The 22,401-nt window shown below is 71.2% G+C and carries 23 protein-coding genes; 8 read left to right on the forward strand and 15 right to left on the reverse strand.

From position 1 onward, the window contains the following. Positions 1-42: 42 nt before the first annotated feature. From GH747_RS12085 to GH747_RS12145, 14 genes are all read right to left on the reverse strand, one after another. Positions 43-1,617, reverse strand: a complete 1,575-nt coding sequence (locus GH747_RS12085; RefSeq protein ID WP_228552903.1) for an MFS transporter — start codon at positions 1,615-1,617, stop codon at positions 43-45. Next, entirely contained in the window at positions 1,614-2,096 is a 483-nt protein-coding gene (locus GH747_RS12090; protein ID WP_163695548.1) for a MarR family winged helix-turn-helix transcriptional regulator, read from the reverse strand. The genes GH747_RS12085 and GH747_RS12090 overlap by 4 nt, the downstream gene beginning before the upstream one ends. Positions 2,097-2,219: 123 nt before the next feature. Beyond that, a complete protein-coding gene (locus GH747_RS12095; protein ID WP_149769826.1) occupies positions 2,220-3,083 on the reverse strand; it encodes a DUF3027 domain-containing protein in 864 nt (287 codons plus the stop codon). Between the two features lie 53 nt (positions 3,084-3,136). After that, a complete protein-coding gene (locus GH747_RS12100) occupies positions 3,137-3,532 on the reverse strand; it encodes a cold-shock protein (protein ID WP_149769827.1) in 396 nt (131 codons plus the stop codon). 77 nt (positions 3,533-3,609) lie between these two features. Continuing rightward, complete coding sequence (locus tag GH747_RS12105; RefSeq protein ID WP_228552904.1) at positions 3,610-4,230, reverse strand: HAD family hydrolase; 621 nt, start codon at positions 4,228-4,230, stop codon at positions 3,610-3,612. Positions 4,231-4,258: 28 nt separating this feature from the next. After that, complete coding sequence (locus tag GH747_RS22440) at positions 4,259-4,390, reverse strand: hypothetical protein (RefSeq protein WP_267236196.1); 132 nt, start codon at positions 4,388-4,390, stop codon at positions 4,259-4,261. Positions 4,391-4,530: 140 nt separating this feature from the next. Then, positions 4,531-7,155 (reverse strand): ABC transporter permease, encoded by a 2,625-nt coding sequence (locus GH747_RS12110; protein WP_149769828.1) that lies wholly within the window; start codon positions 7,153-7,155, stop codon positions 4,531-4,533. Beyond that, on the reverse strand, positions 7,152-7,892 hold the full coding sequence (locus tag GH747_RS12115) for an ABC transporter ATP-binding protein (RefSeq protein WP_149769829.1): 741 nt from the start codon (positions 7,890-7,892) through the stop codon (positions 7,152-7,154). The genes GH747_RS12110 and GH747_RS12115 overlap by 4 nt, the downstream gene beginning before the upstream one ends. Continuing rightward, positions 7,889-8,470 (reverse strand): PadR family transcriptional regulator, encoded by a 582-nt coding sequence (locus GH747_RS12120; protein WP_149769830.1) that lies wholly within the window; start codon positions 8,468-8,470, stop codon positions 7,889-7,891. The genes GH747_RS12115 and GH747_RS12120 overlap by 4 nt, the downstream gene beginning before the upstream one ends. A 315-nt stretch (positions 8,471-8,785) precedes the next feature. Then, a complete protein-coding gene (gene lon, locus GH747_RS12125) occupies positions 8,786-11,122 on the reverse strand; it encodes an endopeptidase La (protein ID WP_149769831.1) in 2,337 nt (778 codons plus the stop codon). A 31-nt stretch (positions 11,123-11,153) separates the two neighbouring features. Beyond that, positions 11,154-12,239: a YihY/virulence factor BrkB family protein gene (locus GH747_RS12130; protein WP_149769832.1), complete on the reverse strand. Its 1,086-nt coding sequence runs from the start codon at positions 12,237-12,239 to the stop codon at positions 11,154-11,156. 9 nt (positions 12,240-12,248) lie between these two features. Then, positions 12,249-13,904 carry an AMP-binding protein gene (locus GH747_RS12135; RefSeq protein ID WP_149769833.1) on the reverse strand — a complete coding sequence of 552 codons (1,656 nt, stop codon included), beginning with the start codon at positions 13,902-13,904 and terminating at the stop codon, positions 12,249-12,251. Positions 13,905-13,923: 19 nt separating this feature from the next. Next, positions 13,924-14,307, reverse strand: coding sequence for a VOC family protein (locus tag GH747_RS12140; RefSeq protein ID WP_149769834.1), 384 nt, complete (start codon positions 14,305-14,307; stop codon positions 13,924-13,926). Beyond that, positions 14,304-14,468: a hypothetical protein gene (locus GH747_RS12145; RefSeq protein WP_153816626.1), complete on the reverse strand. Its 165-nt coding sequence runs from the start codon at positions 14,466-14,468 to the stop codon at positions 14,304-14,306. Before GH747_RS12145 ends, GH747_RS12140 begins: the two co-directional genes overlap by 4 nt. A gap of 86 nt (positions 14,469-14,554) precedes the next feature. On the opposite strand from GH747_RS12145, the gene GH747_RS12150 reads away from it, so the two are divergent. Beyond that, positions 14,555-15,022: a CGNR zinc finger domain-containing protein gene (locus GH747_RS12150; protein ID WP_149769835.1), complete on the forward strand. Its 468-nt coding sequence runs from the start codon at positions 14,555-14,557 to the stop codon at positions 15,020-15,022. 34 nt (positions 15,023-15,056) lie between these two features. On the opposite strand, the gene GH747_RS12155 is transcribed toward GH747_RS12150, so the two are convergent. Continuing rightward, positions 15,057-15,527 (reverse strand): type II toxin-antitoxin system PemK/MazF family toxin, encoded by a 471-nt coding sequence (locus GH747_RS12155; protein ID WP_228552905.1) that lies wholly within the window; start codon positions 15,525-15,527, stop codon positions 15,057-15,059. 50 nt (positions 15,528-15,577) lie between these two features. On the opposite strand from GH747_RS12155, the gene GH747_RS12160 reads away from it, so the two are divergent. From GH747_RS12160 to GH747_RS12190, 7 genes are all read left to right on the forward strand, one after another. Then, positions 15,578-17,443: a helicase-associated domain-containing protein gene (locus tag GH747_RS12160; protein ID WP_149769836.1), complete on the forward strand. Its 1,866-nt coding sequence runs from the start codon at positions 15,578-15,580 to the stop codon at positions 17,441-17,443. Beyond that, the gene (locus tag GH747_RS12165) at positions 17,440-18,291 is read left to right on the forward strand and encodes a thioesterase family protein (protein ID WP_228552906.1); all 852 of its coding nucleotides are present in this window, start codon (positions 17,440-17,442) and stop codon (positions 18,289-18,291) included. The genes GH747_RS12160 and GH747_RS12165 overlap by 4 nt, the downstream gene beginning before the upstream one ends. 166 nt (positions 18,292-18,457) lie before the next feature. Further along, positions 18,458-19,045 carry a CGNR zinc finger domain-containing protein gene (locus GH747_RS12170; RefSeq protein WP_163695551.1) on the forward strand — a complete coding sequence of 196 codons (588 nt, stop codon included), beginning with the start codon at positions 18,458-18,460 and terminating at the stop codon, positions 19,043-19,045. Further along, the gene (locus GH747_RS12175) at positions 19,042-20,676 is read left to right on the forward strand and encodes a DNA repair helicase XPB (protein WP_149769838.1); all 1,635 of its coding nucleotides are present in this window, start codon (positions 19,042-19,044) and stop codon (positions 20,674-20,676) included. The genes GH747_RS12170 and GH747_RS12175 overlap by 4 nt, the downstream gene beginning before the upstream one ends. A gap of 65 nt (positions 20,677-20,741) precedes the next feature. Continuing rightward, a complete protein-coding gene (locus tag GH747_RS12180; protein WP_205602915.1) occupies positions 20,742-21,329 on the forward strand; it encodes a TIGR03086 family metal-binding protein in 588 nt (195 codons plus the stop codon). Positions 21,330-21,437: 108 nt separating this feature from the next. Continuing rightward, entirely contained in the window at positions 21,438-22,040 is a 603-nt protein-coding gene (locus tag GH747_RS12185; protein WP_163695555.1) for a calcium-binding protein, read from the forward strand. A gap of 36 nt (positions 22,041-22,076) precedes the next feature. After that, on the forward strand, positions 22,077-22,364 hold the full coding sequence (locus GH747_RS12190) for an acylphosphatase (protein ID WP_149769841.1): 288 nt from the start codon (positions 22,077-22,079) through the stop codon (positions 22,362-22,364). Positions 22,365-22,401 lie beyond the last annotated feature (37 nt).

Genomic DNA, 22,401 nt, shown 5'->3' on the forward strand with positions numbered 1-22,401 from the left:
GCTCCCGATCGGGAGCGGCCCCTCGTACGTTCCGGGCGGACGTCAGCGGGCAGCGACCTCCGCCAGCTCGCCCTCGGGCTCGGCCGCGTCGTGCTTGCGGACCGTGGTCCGCAGCGGGACCTCCTTGATGAAGAGGACCGCGAGCAGTGCGATGACCGCGACACCCGCAGCGACGAGGAAGATCTCCCCGGTCGCATCGCCGTACGAGGTGCGCACGAGCCCGGCGATCGCCGGCGGCATGTGCGCGAGGTCGAGCGTGCCACCCGCGCTCGACTCCGAAGCCGGGACGCCGAGGGCCGCGAGACCCGAGGTGATCTTGTCCGTCACGCTCGAGGCGAGGATCGCGCCGAGGACCGACACACCGACGGTGCCGCCGAGGGAGCGGAAGAACGCGACAGCGCCCGACGTCGCGCCGATCTCGGTGACGTCGACGGTGTTCTGCACCGCGAGCACGAGGTTCTGCATGAGCATGCCCATGCCGAGCCCCATCAGGAACATGAAGATCCACAAGTGCCACAGCACCGTCGCGTGGTCGATCGTGCCGAGCAGGCCGAGGCCGGCGATGAGGAGCGCCGAACCCGCGACCAGGAAGCCCTTCCACCGGCCGTACCGGACGATGAGGTTGCCGGAGCCGATCGTGCCGATCAACGACCCGATCATCATCGGGATCGTGATGAGGCCGGCCTCGGTCGGGCTGTAGCTGCGGGCGACCTGGAGGTACTGACCGAGGAAGACCGAGCTGCCGAACATGGCGATGCCGACGGCGACGCTCGCGATGATCGCCAGGGCAGTCGTACGGTCGCGGAAGACCTTCAGCGGGACGATCGGCTCGGCGACCTTCGACTCGACGATCACGAAGGCGACGGTCGCCACGACCGTGCCGCCCACGAAGAGCGCGCTCTGCCACGACAGCCAGGCGTACGAGCTCCCGGCGAACGTGACCCACAGGAGCGGCAGGCTCGCCGCGATCGCGATCAGGACGGCTCCGACGTAGTCGACCTTCACGTCCTTCACGAGCGTCGGGAGCTTGAGGTAGCGCTGGAGGATCACGAGGCTCATGACGGCCAGCGGCACGCACACGAAGAACGTCCAGCGCCAGCCGAGGGAGGAGTCGACGATGACGCCGCCGACGAGCGGTCCGCTGACGGTCGCCAGTGCCATCACACCGCCCATGTACCCGGCGTAGCGGCCACGCTCACGGGGCGGGATGATCGAGCCGATGATCGCCTGGGCGAGCGCCGTGATGCCGCCCATGGCGAGGCCCTGGAGGCCGCGGGCGACCAGGAGCATCGGCACGCTCTGCGAGAACCCGGCGATGACCGAGCCGGCGACGAAGGTGACGATCGAGAGCTGGATGAGCAGCTTCTTGTTGAAGAGGTCCGAGAGCTTCGCCCAGATCGGCGTGGAGACGGTCATCGCGAGGAGCGAGGTCGTGACGATCCACGTGTACTGGGACTGGGTGCCGTCGAGGTCGGCGATGATCGTGGGAAGCGCGTTGGCGACGATCGTCGAGCTGACCAACGCGGTGAAGAGCGCGGCCAGCACGCCGACCATCACTTCCATGATGGCGCGGTGGCTGAGCTCCTCGCTGGTGTCGATGGGCGAGGTGGTGGTCACGCGTCGGGGGTCCTCTCGTTCGGTGGGGAGTCGAGCTCGGCGGACATGCGCTCCGCGGCGAGGTCGATGAGTTCTGCCATCCGCCGTGCCTCGGAGTCGTCGAACTCGTCGAGGGCGCGGTGGACGAAGGTTGCGTAGCGGCGGGTGATGTCCGCGAGGCGCTCACGACCGGAGTCCGAGAGCCGGATCAGCACGACCCGCGCATCGGTCGGGTCGACACGACGCTCGACCAGTCCGTCGTGCTCGAGGGCGGCGACCTGCCTGCTGATGACCGACACGCTCACGCACTGCGGCTCGGCGAGGTCGCTCAGTCGCTGCTCTCCGTCGTGCTGGAGCCGCCGCAGGAGCGGCACGTCCGTACGGCGGACGCCGATGTCGAGCCTGTCCCACCGGTGCGCGGAGGACCTGAGGACTCGACCGAGCTTTCCGAGTGCGGCGGCGACGCGTTCGGCTGTCTCGTCCGTCAGCACAAGCGTCACCCCCACGAGTCGAATTGGTTTAGCAACGCAACTATATGACGGAAACTTTCATAACACAACTAAATGTGCGTGGGACAACCCTGAGCGTGGTGGCGCGGGATGTTGGGCAGGCCTGGCGCAGCGTCAGGCGGGCGTGACGCCGTCGGCCGGGGCCGCATCCGAGGCCGCGTCGGTGGTGACGACGTCGACGACCACGGGATCGACCGTCACCGTGTCGTGCACCGGCGGAGCTGTCGGGTCGGGCCCTCGCTTGACCCTGGCCTCGGAGTGCGCGCCGCAGCCGTGGTCGAACGAGACGACCTTGCCGTCGTCGTTGGCCATCGCGTTCGCGCAGACACCGAAGAGGGACCCGAGCGGCGGCGCGAGCCACACCATGAACCCACATCCACGGCAGCGGCCGGGGGCCTGCTGGGCCATCGGCGTCGACGGGCCGCCGTCCCCGTCGTACCAGCGCTGAGCCGCCGCATCGCGTCCCTCGAGCGACAGCACGTGGACCCGGCCGATCGCGACCTCGTCGGCGACGGGGCGGACAGAGGTGGGGTCGATCAACGGATCCACGGCGTCGTCGCCGACGAACCACGCCGGTGCGAGGCGTACGTCGTCGCTCTCGGGAGGCAGAAGGTCACCGGGGCTCATGTCGCCGGGGCGGACGCGGTCCTTGTACGGCGTCCAGTCCGGGGAGATGATCGCGTCGTCGCCCGGCAGAAGGACGACCTCGTCGACCGTGACCTTCTTCTGGCGGGACGCTCGGGTGACCGTGACGGACCAGTGCCATCCCTGGTAGCCGGCGAGGCGGGTGGCGAAGACGTGCGTGACGACCCGGTCGCCCTCGGCCCGCACACCGAGGTGCTCGCCGACCTGCGCCTCCCCCACCTCCTCGATCAGCGCGGCGCGTGCGACGTCGACCGCACCAGCGGTCACGGCATCGAGCTTGGGGGCACGCGCGGAGGTGCTCCGCGCGCCGGCACCGCGGATGGAGGCAGGCATGCAGCCATTCTTCCGCACCTGGCAAGTCCGGACCAGGCCGGGTCCGCGACGTGTCAGGCGGAGAGCTCGTCGGCCAGCGCGCGCAGGAGGGCCGCCGTCTGCTTGGACGTCCGCCCCTCAGGGAAGCGGCCTGCGCGGAAGGTGCCACCGAGCTGGTCGAGCAGGCGGATCGTGTCCTCGACGATGACGACCATGTCCTCGGGCGACTTGCGGCGGGCCTTGGCCTGCTGCTTCGCGACAGAAGGCGTCGGCTCGAGCACCCGGACCTGGAGCGCCTGGTCGCCGCGACGACCCGCGGCGACGCCGAACTCGACCCGCGTGCCCGGCTTGAGCGACGTGACACCGGCCGGCAGCGCGTCGGCGCGCACGTACACGTCTTCGCCGCCCTCGCGGCTCAGGAACCCGAAGCCCTTGTCGGCGTCGTACCACTTGACCTTGCCAGCAGGCACGTCTTGACCTCACCTTCGTCGCGGGCGGCCGGCGGCCGCTGGGACAACGACCTAGCCTAGGCCACCACGGCCTGCGCTCACAGCGTGTCCAGCACGTGCGCCAGCTCGGCGAGGGACCCGACGACGGCAGCGGCGCCGGCTGCCTCGAGCTCCGTACGGCTCGAGGGTCCGGTGGTCACGCCCACCCCGGGTACGCCGGCCAGTCCGGCCGCCTCCATGTCGTGCACGTGGTCACCCACGTACGCCTCGGCGCCGAGCTCACCGAGTGCATCGGCCTTGCCCGCCCGCCAGGCCCGCCCCCGTACCTCGTCGGCATGCAGGCCCAGGTGATCGAGGTGCGCGGCGGCGTCGCGTGCGTTCTTCGCCGTGATGACCGCGACGCGACCACCACGGGCACGGACCGCGGCGAGGGCGTCGTACGCCCCGGGCAGGGCTTCGATGCGCGCGATCGCGATCCCTGGGTAGAGCGAGCGGTAGAGGTCGGCCATTGCGTCGACGGCGTCGTGAGCGAACCAGTTCGCCAGCTCGACCTCCACGGGAGGGCCGAGCCGTGACACGACCAGAGACGAGTCGATCTCCACCCCGGTACGGGTGGAGATCTCGTCGTAGACGGCTTGGATTCCTGGGCGCGAGTCGATGAGCGTCATGTCCAGGTCGAACCCGATGAGCGGGGAGGTCCCGAGATTGAAGGTGGGCACTCCCGCAGCGTACGTGGGCGACCGGCGCTCAGGACGACTTCGCGGCCTCCCTGGTGACGCGCTCGGCACCGCCGACGGCTGCCCGTCGGAGTGCGACCAGCTGCGCGATGCGCAGCCGAGCGGCCCTTCGTTGGCGTTCTGCAAGATCGATGTGCGACATCAGTGCCCCCTACACCTCGTGCCGTACGTTGTGCTTACTGTAGACGCGAGAGGTACTCAGATTGTTTCCGTTCCGCGGTAACGGTTGCGTAACAGTGCGTGACAGACTAGTGACAGTTCAACTATCAGCGGTTGCTCCTCTCATTGCGCGAGCCTCCTCGTGAGCGGGAGCTTCCCGCGTGTGAAGACCGCCGAGGCGAGCACGGCCACCAGCGGGACTACGAAGACGATGGCCGCGAGCACGCCCCAGGGGATGTCCACGATCGGCCCGCCGTCGGCACCCTCGAGCGATCCCCAGCGGTCCGAGGTCAACGGCCACGTCGCGGCGAGGCCCGGCGCGAAGCCGACCGCCACTCCGAGCAGTGCGCCGAGGACCCCGAGGACGGCAGCCTGCGAGGCGGCGACGACCCGTCGCGTACGAGGGGCCGCGCCGACGGCGGCGAGCGTCGCCAGGTCCGCACGTGCGTCGGCGAGCGCGAGACCCGTCGCGGTCAGTGTGCCGAAGAGCACGGCGAGCCCGCCCGCTCCGACCAGCAGGAGCAGCTGGAGCGTAAAGGTCTCTTGGAAGCCCCGCTCGGTGCGAAGGCTCGCGTCGACCTCGACGTCCTTCGCGGCGGCCTTTGCCGCAGCCAGCTGCTCGGCCGTCAGCTTCCCCGCCGACCGGTCCGCGATCGCGGTCGTGGTGCTGACGGGGATCCCGTGTGCACGCGCCGCCTCAGGCGAGATCACCGCTCGAGCCACCTCGGGCTCACGACCCTGCGGGACCTCGCCGAGCCCGAGGTCGGCGACGACTGCGTCCAGCTCCGCCGTCGTCCCCTCCACCGAGCCGTCCAGGCTCTCCGGGTGGACCCCGATCGTCACGCGTCCGTCGGCAGTGAGCCGCGCGTCGTTCCCGACGAGCGCCGTGCCCTCACGCAGCGCGGCAGCCTGGTCCGGAGTCAGCTCCACGCCCCATGCGGCGAGCGTCTCCGGCGTCGCGACCGCGATCTCGCGGTAGCCGCTCCACATGTCCTCGTCGCCCGACTCGAGAGAGACGTAGGCGTACGCATCCTGCACGGTGCTGCCGCCCTCGCCGATCGGGACGAAGTCGACCCCTGAAGCCTCGCTCGCCGCGGCAGCGGACTCCTCGACCGCCTGCGGAGCGGACAGGGTCGTCACGCCGGGCGGCGTGAGGTACTCGTACAGCCGCCGGCTCTGCTCGAAGTCGCTCGAGCTCGCGATGGCGAGCGCCGTGATGCCAGCGACCGTCGCCATCACCGCGGCGATCGCCGGTGCGCTGCGGGCGCGCTGCCGTGCGGTGTCGCGGACGGCGAGCCTCAGCGGCAGTGGGAGCATCCCCCCGATGCGCCCGACCAGCCCGATGAGGAGCGGGGTGAGGAAGACTGCGCCGAGCACGACCCCGATCGTGCCGGCGGCGACCGCGTTCTCGCCGCCGGGCTGGGTCCCCGCGGTGAAGCAGACCCCGAGCCCTGCCGCGATCAGGAGGACGCCGACGACCGGCCATCCGTTCCTGGTGCGAACGACACCGCTCCGGCCGGCGAGGACGGCGGCCACGTCCTGCTTCGCCACCTGGCGGGCGGGGACGAGGGCAGCGAGCACGGCCGACGCCGTACCCAGCGCGACGGCTGCCACGACGGGCTGCCAGATGATCTCGAACGGCCCGAACCCGATGTCGTCGAACCAGCGCGGGAGCAGCTCGATCACCACGGGCGACAGGGCGATGCCGAGCCCGGCGGCGAGCAGACAGGCACCGAAGCCTACGACGATCGCCTGCGCGAGGACGACCCGGCGGACATCTGCGGGGGCGCCCCCGCTGGCGGCGAGCAGCGCGAGATCACGACGCTGCCGACGCACGCCTACGGCGAACGCAGGACCTGCGAGGAGGACGACCTGGAGGACGACCGCCGTGACGACGATGACGAGGACGGTGCGCGTCCCGTCGTCGCCCTCCCAGCTGGTGAACTCGTCATACTGCTGCGACGTCGGGGGCGGGTTCTCGACGACGTCCCGTGACGTCACCCAGAAGCCGAGGGCGTTGAGCTCCTTCACGTCGTCCCAGGAGACCGGGTCGTCGCGCATGACGAGGTAGTCCGGGCCCCCGTCGTCGGCATCGAGCAGGGCGGCGGCCGGCAGCGCAACCACCGACCGGCGGCGCGGGGTCGGCGCCACAGTCTCGTACGAGCCGATCCCGACGACCTCTCGCGACGCGCCGCCCAGCTGCACCGTGTCACCGACCCCTGCATCGAGGTCGCGGGCGAGCCCGAGGCTGACGACGATCTCGTCTCCCGATTCCGGAAGCCGGCCCTCGGTGACCGTCGCGAGTCCGTCCGTGGCGGGGTCGTCGAGGTCTGCCTCGAGGACGTCGACGGCGTCGGGGCGCCCCTGGAGGGCGATCCACCCGGTCCGCACCGGGACGAGGCGTGACCCAGGAACGACGGCGGCAATCTCGTCCGAAGGCGGCGGCTCGCCGGTCCCCGGGACACCTCCTCGCATCTCGTCGGTCGTCATGCCCGACTCTCCGTCGGGCGACTGCAGGACCGCACCGCCGCCTCCCCACGAGACGCGAGCCTGCGCCTGTCCCAGAGTGACGGGAAGGTTCTCCTCCGCCGAGACGTCCCCGGTCGCGACGAGCGTCGTCAGCATCACGGCAAGCAGGACAGGCGTCCCGACCATGACGGCGACGAGCGTGCTGCGTCCCTTGGCCCGGACCACGTCGCGGCGCGCGATCCGCAGCGACGCGCGCCAGCTCGACCCGATTCTGCTCACAGGTGCCTCGGTCCCCCGGCAGCCAATGCTGCCGACGTGTCGGACGAGGCGTCGGTCGTGTCGACGACGACGCCGTCGCGGAGGAATACGACCCGGTCGGCCCAGGCCGCGTGTCGGGCCTCGTGGGTCACGAGCAGGCCTGCAGCGCCGCGGTCGACGCGCTTGCGCAGGACAGCGAGGATCGCCTCGCCGGTCTCCGAGTCGAGGGCGCCGGTCGGCTCGTCGGCCAGCAGCAGCCTGCGAGGGCCGACGAGCGCGCGCGCGATCGCGACCCGCTGCTGCTGCCCGCCCGACATCTCGTCGGGGAACCGGTCGGCGAGATCGGCCATCGCGACGTCCGCGAGGGAGTGGATCGCATCCTTGCGAGCCTTGCTCCGACGCACACCGTCGAGCTCCAGCGGCAACGACACGTTCTCGGCGGCGGTCAGCGTCGGGATGAGGTTGAGGTCCTGGAAGACGTAGCCGATGCTCCGCCGGCGCAGTGCCGCGCGACCCGCGACCGAGCGGCCGGTCAGCGCGGCCCCCTCGACCTCGACCTCGCCCGCTGTCGGGGTGTCGAGGCCGCCCGCCAGGTTGAGCAGCGTCGACTTGCCGGAGCCCGACTGGCCCATCACGGCCACGAGCTCGCCCTCGGCGACCCGCAGGTCGACTCCGCTCAGCGCGCGGACCTCGGTGGGACCGTGGCCATGGACGCGGCTCACCCCGCGCATCTCCAGGAGGACGTGGCGTTCGGTCATGCGCGGGACTCCTGCATCTCGTGGTCGACGTCGGCGACCGGGACGGTGGCCGAGGCAGCGGCGGCAGCGCGGCGTACGCGGCTCTCGACGTGGTCGAGCCACCGCACCTGCGCCTCGGCGGTGAAGATCGATCGCTCCAGGACGAGCTCCCACGGCAGGTCTCCGCCGGCCAGCGCGTCACGCTTGAGTCGTGTCAGGTCCTGGAGGTGCGCAACCGTGGCCGCGCGTTGAGCCTGGATGATGGCGACGATGTCGACACCGGGGAGCGTGACGCCGAGCGCGAGCTTGATGGTGAGCTCGTCGCGGGGGTCGCTCTCGCGGTCGACGGTGGTGGTGAACCACGTGGCGACCTCACCGCGTCCCGCCTCGGTCAGGCCGTAGGTGATGCGACCCTCGTCGTCCGCGTCACCGGCGGCCTCGACCAGACCGTCACGCTGCAGGCGGCCGAGGGTCGTGTAGACCTGGCCGACGTTCAGCGGCCACGTCCCGCCCGTACGGCGCTCGAACTCCGAGCGCAGCTGCGCGCCGTACATCGGCTGCTCGGACAGCAGCGCCAGCAAGCCTTGCCGGATCGACATCCGACCCCCTATACCGAGTATTCATCCTGGTAGGGAGATGTATACCGGGTATGCAGGCCGCCGCGCAAGCACCCCTCTCCGCGTTTGCGGTGCGGGCACCGGAAACGCCGGGACCGTGCGCGCACCCCTCTCCGCGTTTGCGGTGTGGGCACCGGAAATGCCGGGACCGTGCGCGCGCCGCTCTCCGCGTTTGCGGTGCGGGCACCGGAAATGCCGGGACCCCACCGCGAATTCACGGTGGGGTCCCGGCATTTGGTGTGTGAGCACCGCAAATGCGGAGAGGGGCAAATGCGGAGATGGGGCAGGCGGAGCGGGTCAGGCGGCGGCGTGCGCCTCCTGCGCGGCGGGCTCCAGGGCCTGCGCCACGATCTCGGCCACGTCCGTCATCGGACGGACATCGATCGCCTCCAGCACCTCGGCGGGCACGTCGTCCAGGTCCGGCTCGTTCCGGTGCGGCACGAACACGGTCGTGAGACCGGCCCGCTGCGCGGCGAGCAGCTTCTGCTTCACCCCGCCGATCGGGAGGACGCGACCGTTGAGCGTGACCTCACCGGTCATGCCGACCTCGGAGCGGACCTGGCGTCCCGTCGCCGCAGACACGAGCGCGGTCACCATCGTGACACCCGCGGACGGGCCGTCCTTCGGGATCGCGCCAGCCGGCACGTGGATGTGCACGTGGTGGTCGAAGAACGCCGGGTCGACCCCGAGCGCCTCCGCGTGCGAGCGGACGTAGGAGTGGGCGATGTGCGCCGACTCCTTCATCACGTCACCGAGCTGGCCGGTGAGCGTGATGCCCGGCTTGCCGTCGGTCGGCGTCGCCTCGATGAAGAGCACGTCGCCGCCGAACCCGGTCACGGCCAGACCCGTCGCGACGCCCGGCACCGCCGTACGCTCGTCCGACTCCGGCGTGAAGCGCGGGCGACCCAGGAGCTCCTTGAGCTCCGCCTCGTCCACGACGACGGCCTCCTGCCCCGTCGCGCCGGCGAGCTTCGTCGCCACCTTGCGCAGGATCTTCGCCAGCAGCCGCTCGAGCTGCCGCACACCCGGCTCACGGGTGTAGTCGGCCACGATCTTGGCCAGCGCCGCGTCGGTCAGCTCGACCTCGTCGGCGTCCAGCGCCGCCCGCTCCAGCTGGCGAGGCCAGAGGAAGTCGCGCGCGATGGCTGCCTTGTCGTCGGCGGTGTAGCCGTCGAGCGTGACGAGCTCCATCCGGTCGAGCAACGCCTGCGGGATCTGCTCCACGACGTTGGCCGTCGCGAGGAAAAGCACGTCGGACAGGTCGAGGTCGAGGTCCAGGTAGTGGTCGCGGAACGTGTGGTTCTGCGCCGGGTCCAGCACCTCGAGGAGCGCCGCCGCCGGGTCTCCACGGAAGTCGGCGCCGAGCTTGTCGACCTCGTCGAGGAGCACGACCGGGTTCATCGAGCCGGCCTCGTTGACAGCGCGGACGATGCGGCCGGGGAGGGCACCGACGTACGTGCGACGGTGACCGCGGATCTCCGCCTCGTCGCGCACGCCACCGAGGGCGACGCGCACGAACTTCCGGCCCAGGGCGCGCGCGACGGACTCGCCGAGCGACGTCTTGCCGACACCGGGAGGACCGGCGAGCACCATCACTGCGCCGGACCCGCGGCCGCCGACGACCTGCAGACCACGCTGCGCACGACGCGCACGGACCGCGAGGTACTCGACGATGCGGTCCTTCACGTCGTCAAGCCCGTGGTGGTCGGCGTCGAGCACCGCGCGGGCACCCGCGACGTCGTCGTTGTCCTCGGTCTTCACGTTCCACGGGATGTCGAGGACGGTGTCGAGCCAGGTCCGGATGTAGCCGGTCTCAGGGTTCTGCTCCGAGGAGCGCTCGAGCTTGTCGACCTCGCGCAGCGCCGCCGTACGGATGTCGTCGGGCAGGTCGGCCGCCTCGACGCGCTCGCGGTACGAGTCGGCGCCGTCGGGCTCGTCCTCGCCGAGCTCCTTGCGGATCGCGGCGAGCTGCTGGCGCAGCAGGAACTCGCGCTGCGTCTTGTCCATGCCCTCACGGACGTCCTCGGCGATCTTCTCGGCGACGTCGGCCTCGGCGATCGCGTCCTTCGTCCAGCCGAGCAGCGTCTCGAGACGCTCGGTGACGTCGGGAGTCTCGAGCAGCTGGCGCTTCTGGACGTCGGAGAAGTACGGGGCGTAGCCGGCCATGTCAGCGAGCGCCGACGGGTCCGTCACCTTGTTCACCATGTCCACGACCTGCCACGCGTCGCGGCGCTGCAGGTTCGCGATGACGAGGGACTTGTACTCCTTGGCGAGCTCGGCGACGTGCTCGCCGTCGGCCTGCTCGTCGACCTCCTCGGCCTCGACCCAGAGGGCGGCGCCGGGGCCGGTCACGCCATGGCCGATCCGAGCGCGCCGCTCCGCCTTGAGGACAGCGGCGGGCTCGCCCGACTGGGTACGGCCGATCTGCACGATCTCGGCGACCACGCCGTACGAGGCGTAGCGGTCCTCGAGTCGCGGGGCCACGAGGAGGCGGTCCTCGGAGCCGGCGCGCGCGGCGTCCACCGCGGCGCGGGATGCTTCGTCGAGCTCGATCGGCACGACCATCCCCGGAAGGAGGACGGGCTCGGTCAGGAACAGGACGGGCAGCTGCTGGGGTGTGCGTGCCTCAGTCATGAGCAACCTTTCGAAGTTGAGCGTGTCCTACTCAACTTTGATGGCGCTCGACATGTTCCCCGGGTGAGTCGGAATCCGTCTGCGGTGAGCGAACAACGGCATCGTGGTCGATGGGCGGCGCCACGTCGACACGCGGGCGTGGACGCGGCTCGGGCCGTCCGAACATCACCCGGATCGACTCGAAGCCCTTGTGACGCTGCGCCTTCGCGTAGTCGGAGTACGCGCGCTGGTCGGCCTTCGTCAGCTGCACGTTGTCGGTGAACGGCGTCAGCAGGGCGCGGGGATAGAGCCGCTTCGCGCGGACGACGTTGATCTGGACGCCGATCATCGCCATGACGGCCCCGATGTAGATCAGGCCCAGCATCCCGAGGACGATGGCGAACAGCTGGTTGAGGTTGCTGGAGCGGGCGATGACGTTCTGGACGTACGCGGTGCCGACGAACTGCAGGATCTGCCACAGGACGGCGACCGCGAACGCTCCCGGAGCTGCAGCGCGGAAGCTGTGCTTGCGCGCCGAGGCGAGCAGGAACAGAACGGTGAACGCGATGCCACTGAGCACGAATGCACCGAAGCGCGCTGCCAGGCCGGCCCACCGGTGCTCGTCGGAGAACCACGGGTTGGTCGACAGGAACCCGGTCAGGGCCGCGATCGCCAGCAGCGCGAAGCCCGCGAACCCGAGCATCACCAGGCTGCGTCCGCGCCCGAGGAACGGGTTCGGGCGAGAGTTCCGCGGGACGGCCCAGGCGACGTTCATCGCGTACTGGGAGGACTGGCCGAGGCCGAGCACGCCGTAGATCGCGACGAGCGCTCCGAACACCACAGCGCCCGTCGACCCCTCGAGCCCCTCGGTGCTCGTGATCTGGTCGCTGATGATCGGGAAGCTGCCGATGGCGGTGTCGAGGAGCTGCTCACGGAGCTCCTCGTCGTTCTGGAGGAAGAACCCCAGGATGCTCGAGCCGATCAGCAGCATCGGGAAGATCGCGACGAAGGCGTAGTAGGTGACCGCGGCGGCGAGGTAGTTGCTCGAGTCGTCGAAGAACTTGTACGTGACCGCGATCGGGAACCCGACGAACGGGTGTCTCCGCTGGAAGCGGTCGATCCGATCGACGACTGACACCCCGCAAAACTACCTGTTGCGACGGTCGTTGTGGTCCTCAAGGCCCAACAGCCCCACCGAGCGCTCCCGCATCTCGACCTTGCGGATCTTGCCGGTGACGGTCATCGGGAACTCGTCGACCACCACGACGTACCGCGGGATCTTGTGCCGCGCGAGGCGACCGGCGCAGAACTCGCGCACCGCGTCGGCGTCCAGCGGGGCCGCGCCCTCGCGCAGGCGCACCCAGGCGCACAGCTCCTCGCCGTACCGCTCGTCGGGCACGCCCACGACCGAGACGTCGGCGACGTCGGGGTGGGCGTAGAGGAACTCCTCGATCTCGCGCGGGTACAGGTTCTCGCCGCCGCGGATGACCATGTCCTTGATCCGGCCGACGATGTTCGCGTAGCCGTCCTCGCGCATCACGGCGAGGTCGCCGGTGTGCATCCAGCCGTCGTCGTCGATGGCGTCGGCCGTCTTGTCCGGGTCGCTCCAGTACCCGAGCATCACCGAGTAGCCGCGCGTGCACAGCTCGCCGTCCTCGCCGCGCGGGACCGTGGTGCCGGTGACCGGGTCGACCACCTTCACCTCGACGTGCGGGTGGACCCGACCGACGGTCGCGGTCCGTCGCTCGACGTCGTCGTCGGGGCGGGTCTGCATCGACACGGGCGAGGTCTCGGTCATCCCGTACGCGATCGACACCTCGCTCATGTGCATCTCCGTCATGCAGCGCTTCATCACCTCGACCGGGCACGGGGAGCCGGCCATGATGCCCGTACGGAGCGAGCTCAGGTCGTACGACGAGAAGCCGGGGAGGTCCTGCTCCGCGATGAACATCGTCGGCACGCCGTACAGCGCCGTGCAGCGCTCGTCCTGCACCGCCTTCAGCGTCGCCGCCGGCTCGAAGGTCGGCGCGGGATAGACCATCGTGGCGCCGTGCGTGGTGCAGCCGAGGTTGCCCATGACCATGCCGAAGCAGTGGTACAGCGGGACCGGGATGCACAGACGGTCGTGCTCGCTGAAGCCGATCGTCTCGGTGGTGAAGTAGCCGTTGTTGAGGATGTTGCGGTGGCTGAGCGTCGCACCCTTGGGGAAGCCCGTGGTGCCGGACGTGTACTGGATGTTGATCGGGTCGTCGGGACTCAGCTCCGCCATCCGCGTCGCGACCGCGTCGTCCGGTTGGGACGCGCCCGCGGCGACGAGCGCATCCCACGAGTCCGTGCCGATCTCGACGACGTCGGTGAGCGTCGGGCACTCCGGACGGACGGACTCGATCATGCCGCGGTAGTCGCTGTCCTTGTAGGACACGGCGGAGACGATGAGGCGCATCCCGGACTGGTTCACGACGTACGCGAGCTCGTGCGTGCGGTAGGCGGGGTTGACGTTGACGAGGATCGCGCCGACCTTTGCCGTCGCGTACTGGAGCAGGGTCCACTCGGCGCACGTCGGCGACCAGATGCCGACCCGGTCGCCCTGGGCGATACCACGAGCGAGCAGCCCTCGGGCGAGCGCGTTCACGTCGGCGTCGAGCTCGGGATACGTCCAGCGCCTCCCCGTCCACGCCTCCACGAGGGCTTCGCGGTCGCCGACACGGGCGACGGTCCGCTCGAGGTTCGCGCCGATGGTGTCACCGAGGAGGGCGACATCGTCGGGGCCGGAGGCGTACGAAGGCGATGTGACCGGCGTCATACCGGCGAGTGTAGGTCGGTCAGTTGCAGGCGCAGAGACAGAACGGGTGACCGGCGGGATCGGCGTACACCCGGAACCCGCGCTCCCCCGTCTCGGCCGGCGGCTCGACCGGGTCGAGCGGCGTCGCCCCGAGCGAGACTGCCAGCGCGTGCGGGGCGGCGTACGACTCCACCGCGAGGTCGAGGTGCGCCTGCTGAGGCACGCCGTCGGGCCACTGCGGCGGCTCGTGCCCCTCCACCCGCTGGAACGCGAGGGTCGACCCGTGGCCGTCCAGCTCGGCCCAGGCATCGGTGCTGTCCTCGGCGACGGGCACGCCGAGCAGCCTCCCGTAGAACCGCGCCAGCGCGAGCGGGTCGGGACAGTCGAGCACGTACGCGCCGAGGCGGACGCCGGTGCCGCTCATACGGCGCAGCCCATCGCGCGGATCGGACGTCCCGCGGCACGGACGACGGCGCCGGCGGCCCGGGTCGGAGCAGGTCGTCGGGCAGCGCTGCGCGTCCTGCGGTGGCGCTCCTCGCGCTCGACCATGTCGGCGGTGATCAGGTAAGCGGCCCACGGATGCATGACGGCCTCCTCGTGCGGTAACTGATGTACTCATTTTGCCAGTTACGCGTCCGGTCCGCAACCAGTGAACGCGTTATGCTGGTTGCATGAGTGCGTATGCCGCGGCAGGCACCGATCCTGCGGATCGCGTGGTCGCCTTCCTCAACACCCTCGACGTCGAGGACGACGTCGACGCGCTCGGTTCCGTCGACGAGTACGTCGCGTGGTCCGGGCAGGACCAGACCCGCACGACGCTGGCGCGGGCTCGCCGGCTGCGCGACCACCTGCGGGCCGCGGCCGCCGGCGAGGCGACGCCCGCACCACCGCTGCGGGTCGAGGTCGAGGTCGTCGTCGACGGCGGCGCAGGCATCGTCGGGACGGACGTCGTCGCCGAGGTCGCCGCAGCCGCCGCCACGCTCGCGATCGAGGGACGGCTCGGTCGCGTCAAGATCTGCCCTGCGGACGACTGCCGCTGGGCGTTCTACGACCGATCGAAGAACCAGTCGCGCCAGTGGTGCTCGATGAAGGTGTGCGGCAACCGCGCGAAGGTCCGCACGCACCGCGAGCGCCACTGACCCAGGGGACGCGGCGCGAGCTGGAGCGTGCCGGTCAGCCGAGGTCGGCGTGCTTGCGGACGCCCGCGACGACGTCGTCGAACCGCGCACGGTCCAGCACCGCACCCTCGCGGCGTACGGCGGAAGGGTCGACGGTGATCAGCCGGTCGAGCCGCACCTCGCTGGGGCGCCCTTGCCGATCCCACCCGCCGGAGCCGATGTCGAGCCAGTGCCGTCCCCAGCGGGCCTCGTCGGCGGCGTCGCGGTCGTGGTCCTTGCTGGTGAGCATCACCGCGACGAGGGACGCGCCCCGCCTGCCGACGATGAGCACCGGCCGGTCCTTGCCCTGCCGGGGGTCGTCCTCGTACGGGACCCACGTCCACACGATCTCACCCGGGTCCGGACGACCGTCCGGGTTCGGGTCGTACGTCATGTCGAGCGACCCCGACGCGGCGCGCGAGGCAGGTCGGCGCGTGGGCACCAGCGACGAGACGAGGCGGCTGAGGACGTCGCGCGTACGAGGCATGAGCCGAGCGTAGTGCCGGCCACGGCGAGCACCGGACTACCGTGGGAGGGATGACGACGTCCGACGAGGCTCCGCGCACGCTCGCGGAGGACCTCCGCGCCCGCAGCGACGACGCGCTGCAGGTCCTGGTGCGCGCGCGTCCGGACCTCGCGAACCCTCCCCCGTCGGACATCGGCCAGCTGGCGTCGCGCGCCGCGTCGCGTCCTTCGGTGCTGTGGGCGCTCGACCGCCTCGACACCGCGCACCTGTCGACGCTCGCGGCGATGGCGCTGCTCGACGCGCCGGTCACGCGGGCCGCGCTCGGGCGGCAGGTCGACGCCGAGGACGACCGGATCGCGGCGATCGTCGCACGCCTGCACGCGAGCGCGCTCGTGTGGGGACGACCGGACGAGTGGAACGTCGTCCGGGAGGCCCGCGACGCACTGCGCGGCTACGGACCACGGGGACCGTACGACGGCCCGCCCGCCGTCCGCACGCGCGAGGTCGACGAGCGCCGCCTGCGCAACGCCAGCGCGGGCACCGTGATGGAGGTGCTCCAGCGCATCGAACAGCTCCTCGCAGCGTGGGGCGAGGCTCCGCCGCCCGTGCTGCGGTCCGGCGGCCGCGGCGTGCGCGACATCCGCAACGCGGCGGCCACGCTCGGGATCGACGTCGACCAGGTGGAGTTCCTGATCTCGGTCGCCGAGTCCGCACGCCTGCTCGGCCGAGCGCCCGACGACAGCGCCGGTGAGGTCTGGGCGCCGACGACCCGCTTCGACACCTGGAGGGACAGCCCGCCCGCGAGCCGCTGGGTCACCGTCGCCACGGCCTGGCTGTCGGGGCCCGGCCGCCGGATCCGCACGCAGGTCCTGCGGACCCTGTCGTCGCTCGACGGCGCCGCGTACGCCGACGTGGACGACGTCGTCGACGCCGTGGCGTGGGCGGTGCCGCGGGCAGACGACGACCGCGACCCGCTGGTCCGCCGTACCTTGGTCGAGGCGGGCTGGCTGGGAGTCGTGACGCTCGACGCGCTCAGCCCGGCGGGCGCAGGGCTCGGCCTCCCTGACGCAGCAGCCGTCGTCGAGGGGCTGCTCCCGTCGGCCGTCGACCACGTGCTCGTCCAGGCCGACCTGACGGCGGTCGCACCGGGTCCGCTCGAGCCGTCGGTCCGGGAGCGCCTGGAGGACGTCGCCGACGTCGAGTCCCGGGGCGGCGCGACCGTCTACCGGTTCACGTCGGACTCGATCCGCCGGGCTCTCGACCGGGGCTGGCCCGCGAGCGAGATCCATGCCTTCGTGGAGCACGTCTCCGTGACACCCATCCCGCAACCGCTGACCTATCTCGTCGACGACACGGCCCGCCAGCACGGACGGCTGCGGATCGGCGACGCGACGGCGTACCTGCGCTCGGACGATCCGGCCGAGCTGGACGCGCTCCTCGCCGATCCCGCGCTCGGCCCGATGCTGCACCGGATCGCTCCGACGGTCGCGGTCAGCGCAGTGCGGCCCGAGATGCTCACCGAACGGCTCGCGACCGCAGGGCACCGTCCGGTCGACGAGGAGCCGGGCGGTGTGCTGCGGGTGCGGCGACGCGACGTGCGCCGTGCCGAGGTGGTCGACGTCGACCACCGGGCCCCGGGCGATCCCGCCGACATCGTCCGCGCGATCCGCGCGGGCGAGCTCGCAGCGACCCTGCGGCCGAGGGACGGTCGTGACGAGGTCCGCGGATCGCTCGCCACCATGGCCCAGCTGCGCGAGGCCGCCGAGGCGCAGCAGCGGATGTGGGTCGCCTACATGGACCAGGCCGGCACCCGCACCGAGCGCGTCGTCGAGCCCCTCCGCGTCGACGCGGGCTGGCTCACGGCGTTCGACCACCGGACGCAGAAGGTGCAGCGCTTCGCGGTCCACCGGATCGTGCAGGTAGCGTCCGCACCGTGACCGACCACGCCCTGGTGGCCGACGAGGCCGATCTCCCTGCCCTGCCCGCGACGAGCTTCTACGAGCGGGTTGGCGCGCGCGCGTTCCTCTCCACCGCAGCCACGGAGAGCCCGTGGGACGCGCAGGCCCAGCACGGCGGGCCACCGGCGGCGCTGCTCACGCGTGCGATCGAGGACAGCGTGGCGGGTGAGGGTCTGGCGATCGGCAAGATCGACCTGGACTTCCTCGGGCCGATCCCCCAGGGCACGTGCGAGATCGAGGTGACGACGCTGCGCCCGGGGCGACGCGTGCGCCTCGTCCAGGCGGTGCTCTCGTGCGAGGGCCGCCCCGCCGTCGGGGCACGGGCGTGGCTCGTCTCGTACGACGCCGGCCGCGCACCCCGTACGGGCGCCGAGGTGGTGCCACCCGCGCTTCCCGGCCCCCAGCCCCAGCCTCCGATGCCCGGCGCGGCACCGGAGTGGGGGTACGGCCGCGCGATCGAGTGGCGCTACGTCAGCGGCGGGCTGTCCGGCCAGGCGCCGGTCGCCGCCGACGGCGTCACGCGCGCGTGGATGCGCGTCCGGGTGCCGCTCGTCGCAGGCGAGCCCACCTCGGACCTCCAGCGGCTGATGGTGATCGCCGACTCCGCGAACGGGGTCAGCGCCAGGCTGCCCTTCAGCGACTGGCTGTTCATCCCGCCGGGTCTCGGGGTCACGGCCGGACGACCGCCCTCGTCGGAGTGGATGCTGCTCGAGGCGTCGTCGTGGAGCGAGACGCGAGGCACCGGGGTGGCTCACGCGCGGGTCCTGGACAGCGAAGGGCTGTGTGCGTTCGTCGCCCAGCCGCTCCTGGTGGCGCCGCGCGGCTGACCCCCTCGCGGAAGCCAACACCCTCGCGTCGTCGGGGGGAACAACAGCGAGGGTGTGGAGTAACAGGCATTAGCACCGTTACCAATTACAGGGTACGTGCGGCCCCGTCAGGTCCAAAGTGATGTGCGCCGCTTACGCCGGAGGTGGCCGCGGTTACGATTGGGCGATGGACTTCGTGGGGTACGCCGAGCGCGCCGCGATGCTCGCCAACACACCGTTCAGCTCCGTCGACGAGGTCCGCGCACACCTGGCCGATCGCGAGTGGCTCGTGCCGCAGGTCACCGAGCGCGACGTCCGCGCTCTCCAGCGTTTCCAGCGCCGGCTCCGCACCGTGTTCGAGAACGGCGACGCCGGGCATCCCGACGGCGCGATCGGTGCGCTCAACACCCTTCTTGCCGCGCACCGGATCACGCCGCTCATCGTGCCGACCGACGCAGCAGGCACCGACTCCGGGCGTACGGCGAGCGGCTGGCGGCTGCACGTCGCCGACCGCGCCGCGACGGTGGCGGACCTGCTCGTGGCCGAGTCACTGATGGGTCTCTCGATCCTCGTCTGCGACCTCGGCCCCAACCGCCTGGGCGTGTGCGCCTCGAGCACCTGCTCCACCGCGTTCGTCGACACCTCCCCCAACCACTCCCGTCGCTACTGCTCGGACCGCTGCTCCTCCCGGTCGAACGTCGCCGCATACCGGGCGCGGAAGAAGGCGGGCACCCGTTCGGTTGTCCGAAGGAGACCGACCGAAGGAGACGCATGACCGGCGGCCCGCTGATCGTCCAGTCCGACAAGACCCTCCTGCTCGAGGTCGACCACGAGCAGGCCGCGGAGTGCCGCCGCGCCATCGCCCCCTTCGCGGAGCTCGAGCGATCGCCCGAGCACATCCACACGTATCGCATCACGCCGTTGGGCCTGTGGAACGCACGCGCCGCCGGCCACGACGCCGAGCAGGTCGTCGACGCCCTGATGGACTTCTCGCGCTACCCGGTCCCCCATGCGCTGCTCGTCGACGTCGCGGAGACGATGGCCCGCTACGGGCGGCTGCGTCTGGAGAAGCACCCCGTGCACGGCCTGGTCCTCGTGACGACCGACCGTCCCGTGCTCGAGGAGGTCGTCCGGGCGAAGCGCATCCAGGGCATGCTCGGCGAACGGCTCGACCCCGACACCGTCGCGGTCCACCCGAGCGAGCGGGGCGCGCTGAAGCAGGCGCTGCTGAAGGTCGGCTGGCCCGCGGAGGACCTCGCCGGGTACGTCGACGGCGAGGCTCACCCGATCGACCTGTCCGACGGCGACTGGCACCTGCGCCCGTACCAGGCCGAGGCGGTCGAGTCGTTCTGGCACGGTGGTTCCGGCGTGGTGGTCCTCCCCTGCGGTGCCGGGAAGACGATCGTCGGTGCGGGGGCGATGGCCCAGGCACGCTCCACGACGCTGATCCTGGTGACGAACACCGTCTCGGCGCGGCAGTGGAAGGAAGAGCTCCTCAAGCGCACGACGCTGACCGAGGACGAGATCGGCGAGTACTCGGGCGCCAAGAAGGAGATCCGGCCCGTCACCATCGCGACGTACCAGGTGATGACGACACGCCGGAAGGGCGTCTACCAGCACCTCGAGCTGTTCGATGCCCGGGACTGGGGCCTCATCGTGTACGACGAGGTGCACCTGCTCCCCGCCCCGATCTTCCGGATGACCGCCGACCTGCAGGCCCGCCGCCGCATCGGGCTCACCGCGACGCTGGTCCGCGAGGACGGCCACGAGGGCGACGTGTTCAGCCTGATCGGCCCCAAGAGGTACGACGCGCCGTGGAAGGACATCGAGGCACAGGGCTACATCGCGCCCGCCGACTGCGTCGAGGTCCGCGTGACCCTCGATGATTCCGAGCGGATCGTGTACGCCACCGCCGAGGCCGACGTGCGCTACCGTCTGGCCGCATCGACCGCCCGCAAGACCGAGGTCGTCGAGCGGCTCGTGGAGAAGCACCGCGGTGAGCCGACGCTCGTGATCGGCCAGTACATCGACCAGCTCGACGAGCTCGCCGAGCGGCTCGGTGCCCCCGTGATCAAGGGTGAGACCTCGGTGAAGGAGCGGGAAGCGCTGTTTGCGGCGTTCCGCGCCGGCGAGATCGACCTGCTCGTCGTCTCGAAGGTCGCCAACTTCTCGGTCGACCTGCCGGAGGCGTCGGTGGCGATCCAGGTGTCGGGCTCGTTCGGGTCACGCCAGGAGGAGGCACAGCGGCTCGGACGGCTGCTCCGGCCGAAGGGCGACGGCCGTACCGCCCGCTTCTACGCGGTGGTCGCGCGCGACACCGTGGACGCGGAGTTCGCCCAGCACCGCCAGCGGTTCCTGGCCGAGCAAGGCTACGCCTACCGGATCGTGGACTCCGACGACGTCTGACGATGACATTCGTCCCTCGAGCGGGTCCACCCTCTCGTACCGGACCCGCTACGAGAGGACTCCGCATGCCTGACATCCCCGACCTCGGTCCTGCGACGCGTGGTGTGGCCGCGCTCCTCGCCGGCGTCGACGACGACGACCTGGGCAGCCCGACGCCGTGCGACTACGACGTCGCCACCCTCCTCGACCACCTCGACGTCCTCGCTCTCGCGTTCACGCTCGCCGCCCGCAAGTCAGACGACCCCTCGCTCGACACCCCGCCGGCGCCGTCGGCGAACAACCTCGCCGAAGGATGGCGCGACCGCATCCCACAACGGCTCAAGGACCTCGCCGAGGCGTGGGCCACCCCTGAGGCGTGGACCGGTACGACGATCGCCGGCGGAGTCACGATGCCGTCCGACGTCGCCGGTGTCGTCGCACTCGACGAGGTGGTCCTGCACGGGTGGGACCTCGCTCGCGCGACCGGGCAGTCGTACGAGGTCGATCCCGACGCGCTCGCGGTGGTCCACGCGTTCGTCGAGGAGACGGCACGACCTGACCAGGCCGACATGCGGGAGGGTCTCTTCGGGCCACCCATCCGGCTGCCCGAGGAGGCGCCTCTCCTCGACCGGGTCGTCGCCCTCGCCGGACGGTCGCCCTCCTGGCCCAGGTGAACGGACGGTGGCGTCTTGATGAGAGCGGTCTCATCGTCGTATCACCAGAACCTCACCGCCGATTGTTCCCCTGGTCTGGACAACGCATCCACACACGTAGGGGACACCATGACCAGCACCACGGTTCGCCGAGGCTTCGCGATCACCGCCGCTTCCCTGCTCGGGCTCTCCGGGCTCGCGCTCGCCACGACCACCGCCGAAGCAGCTCCGACGGCCACGTGCGGTGGCGCGCGCGCCACGATCGTCGGCACCAGTGGCGACGACGTGCTCCGCGGCACGTCCGGCCGCGACGTGATCGTCGGTCTCGGGGGCGACGACGAGATCTACGGGCTCGGCGGCAATGACGTGATCTGCGGCGGCGCCGGGGAGGACGACATCGAGGGCAACCGTGGCCACGACCGCCTCTTCGGTGGAGCCGACGACGACGACATCGAAGGCAACGCAGGCCACGACAGCATCTGGGGCAACGCCGGCGACGACGACCTGCAGGGCAACGCGGGCAACGATCGTATCCGCGGCGGCCGAGGCGACGACGACATTGAAGGCAACCGCGGCCGCGACTGGCTGTGGGGCGGCGCTGGCAACGACGAACTCGCCGGCGGCCCCGGCCGAGACGTCCTCCGCGGCGGCACCGGCAACGACGAGCTCGACGGCGGTCCTGGCCGTGACGTCCTCCGCGGAGGACCCGGGAGTGACGTCGTCACTGACTAGCCTCCGGTGCGCCTGCGGTGCGCGATGATCGGTGGCATGGAAGGTGCAGCGCGCTTGAGTGCGGTCCACGTGATCGTCCGGGGACGCGTCCAGGGCGTGTCCTACCGGGACGCGCTGCGCCTTCGCGCGACCGAGTCCGCCGTGCGCGGGTGGGTCCGCAACACCGACGACGGCGCGGTGGAGGCCCTCCTGGTCGGGCGGCCGACCGCCGTCGACCGCCTGATCGACTGGATGCGCACCGGCCCCGAGGAAGCGGTCGTCCTCAAGCTCGTGACCGAGCCGGCCACCGATCCCGGGGGTGACGGCTTCCAGATCCTGCGGTGACGGGATCGGGAGCGCCCACCGACCGGACGGTGTCCGG

The sequence above is a fragment of the Mumia xiangluensis genome (assembly GCF_010994095.1).
Classification (GTDB): Bacteria; Actinomycetota; Actinomycetes; order Propionibacteriales; family Nocardioidaceae; genus Mumia; species Mumia xiangluensis.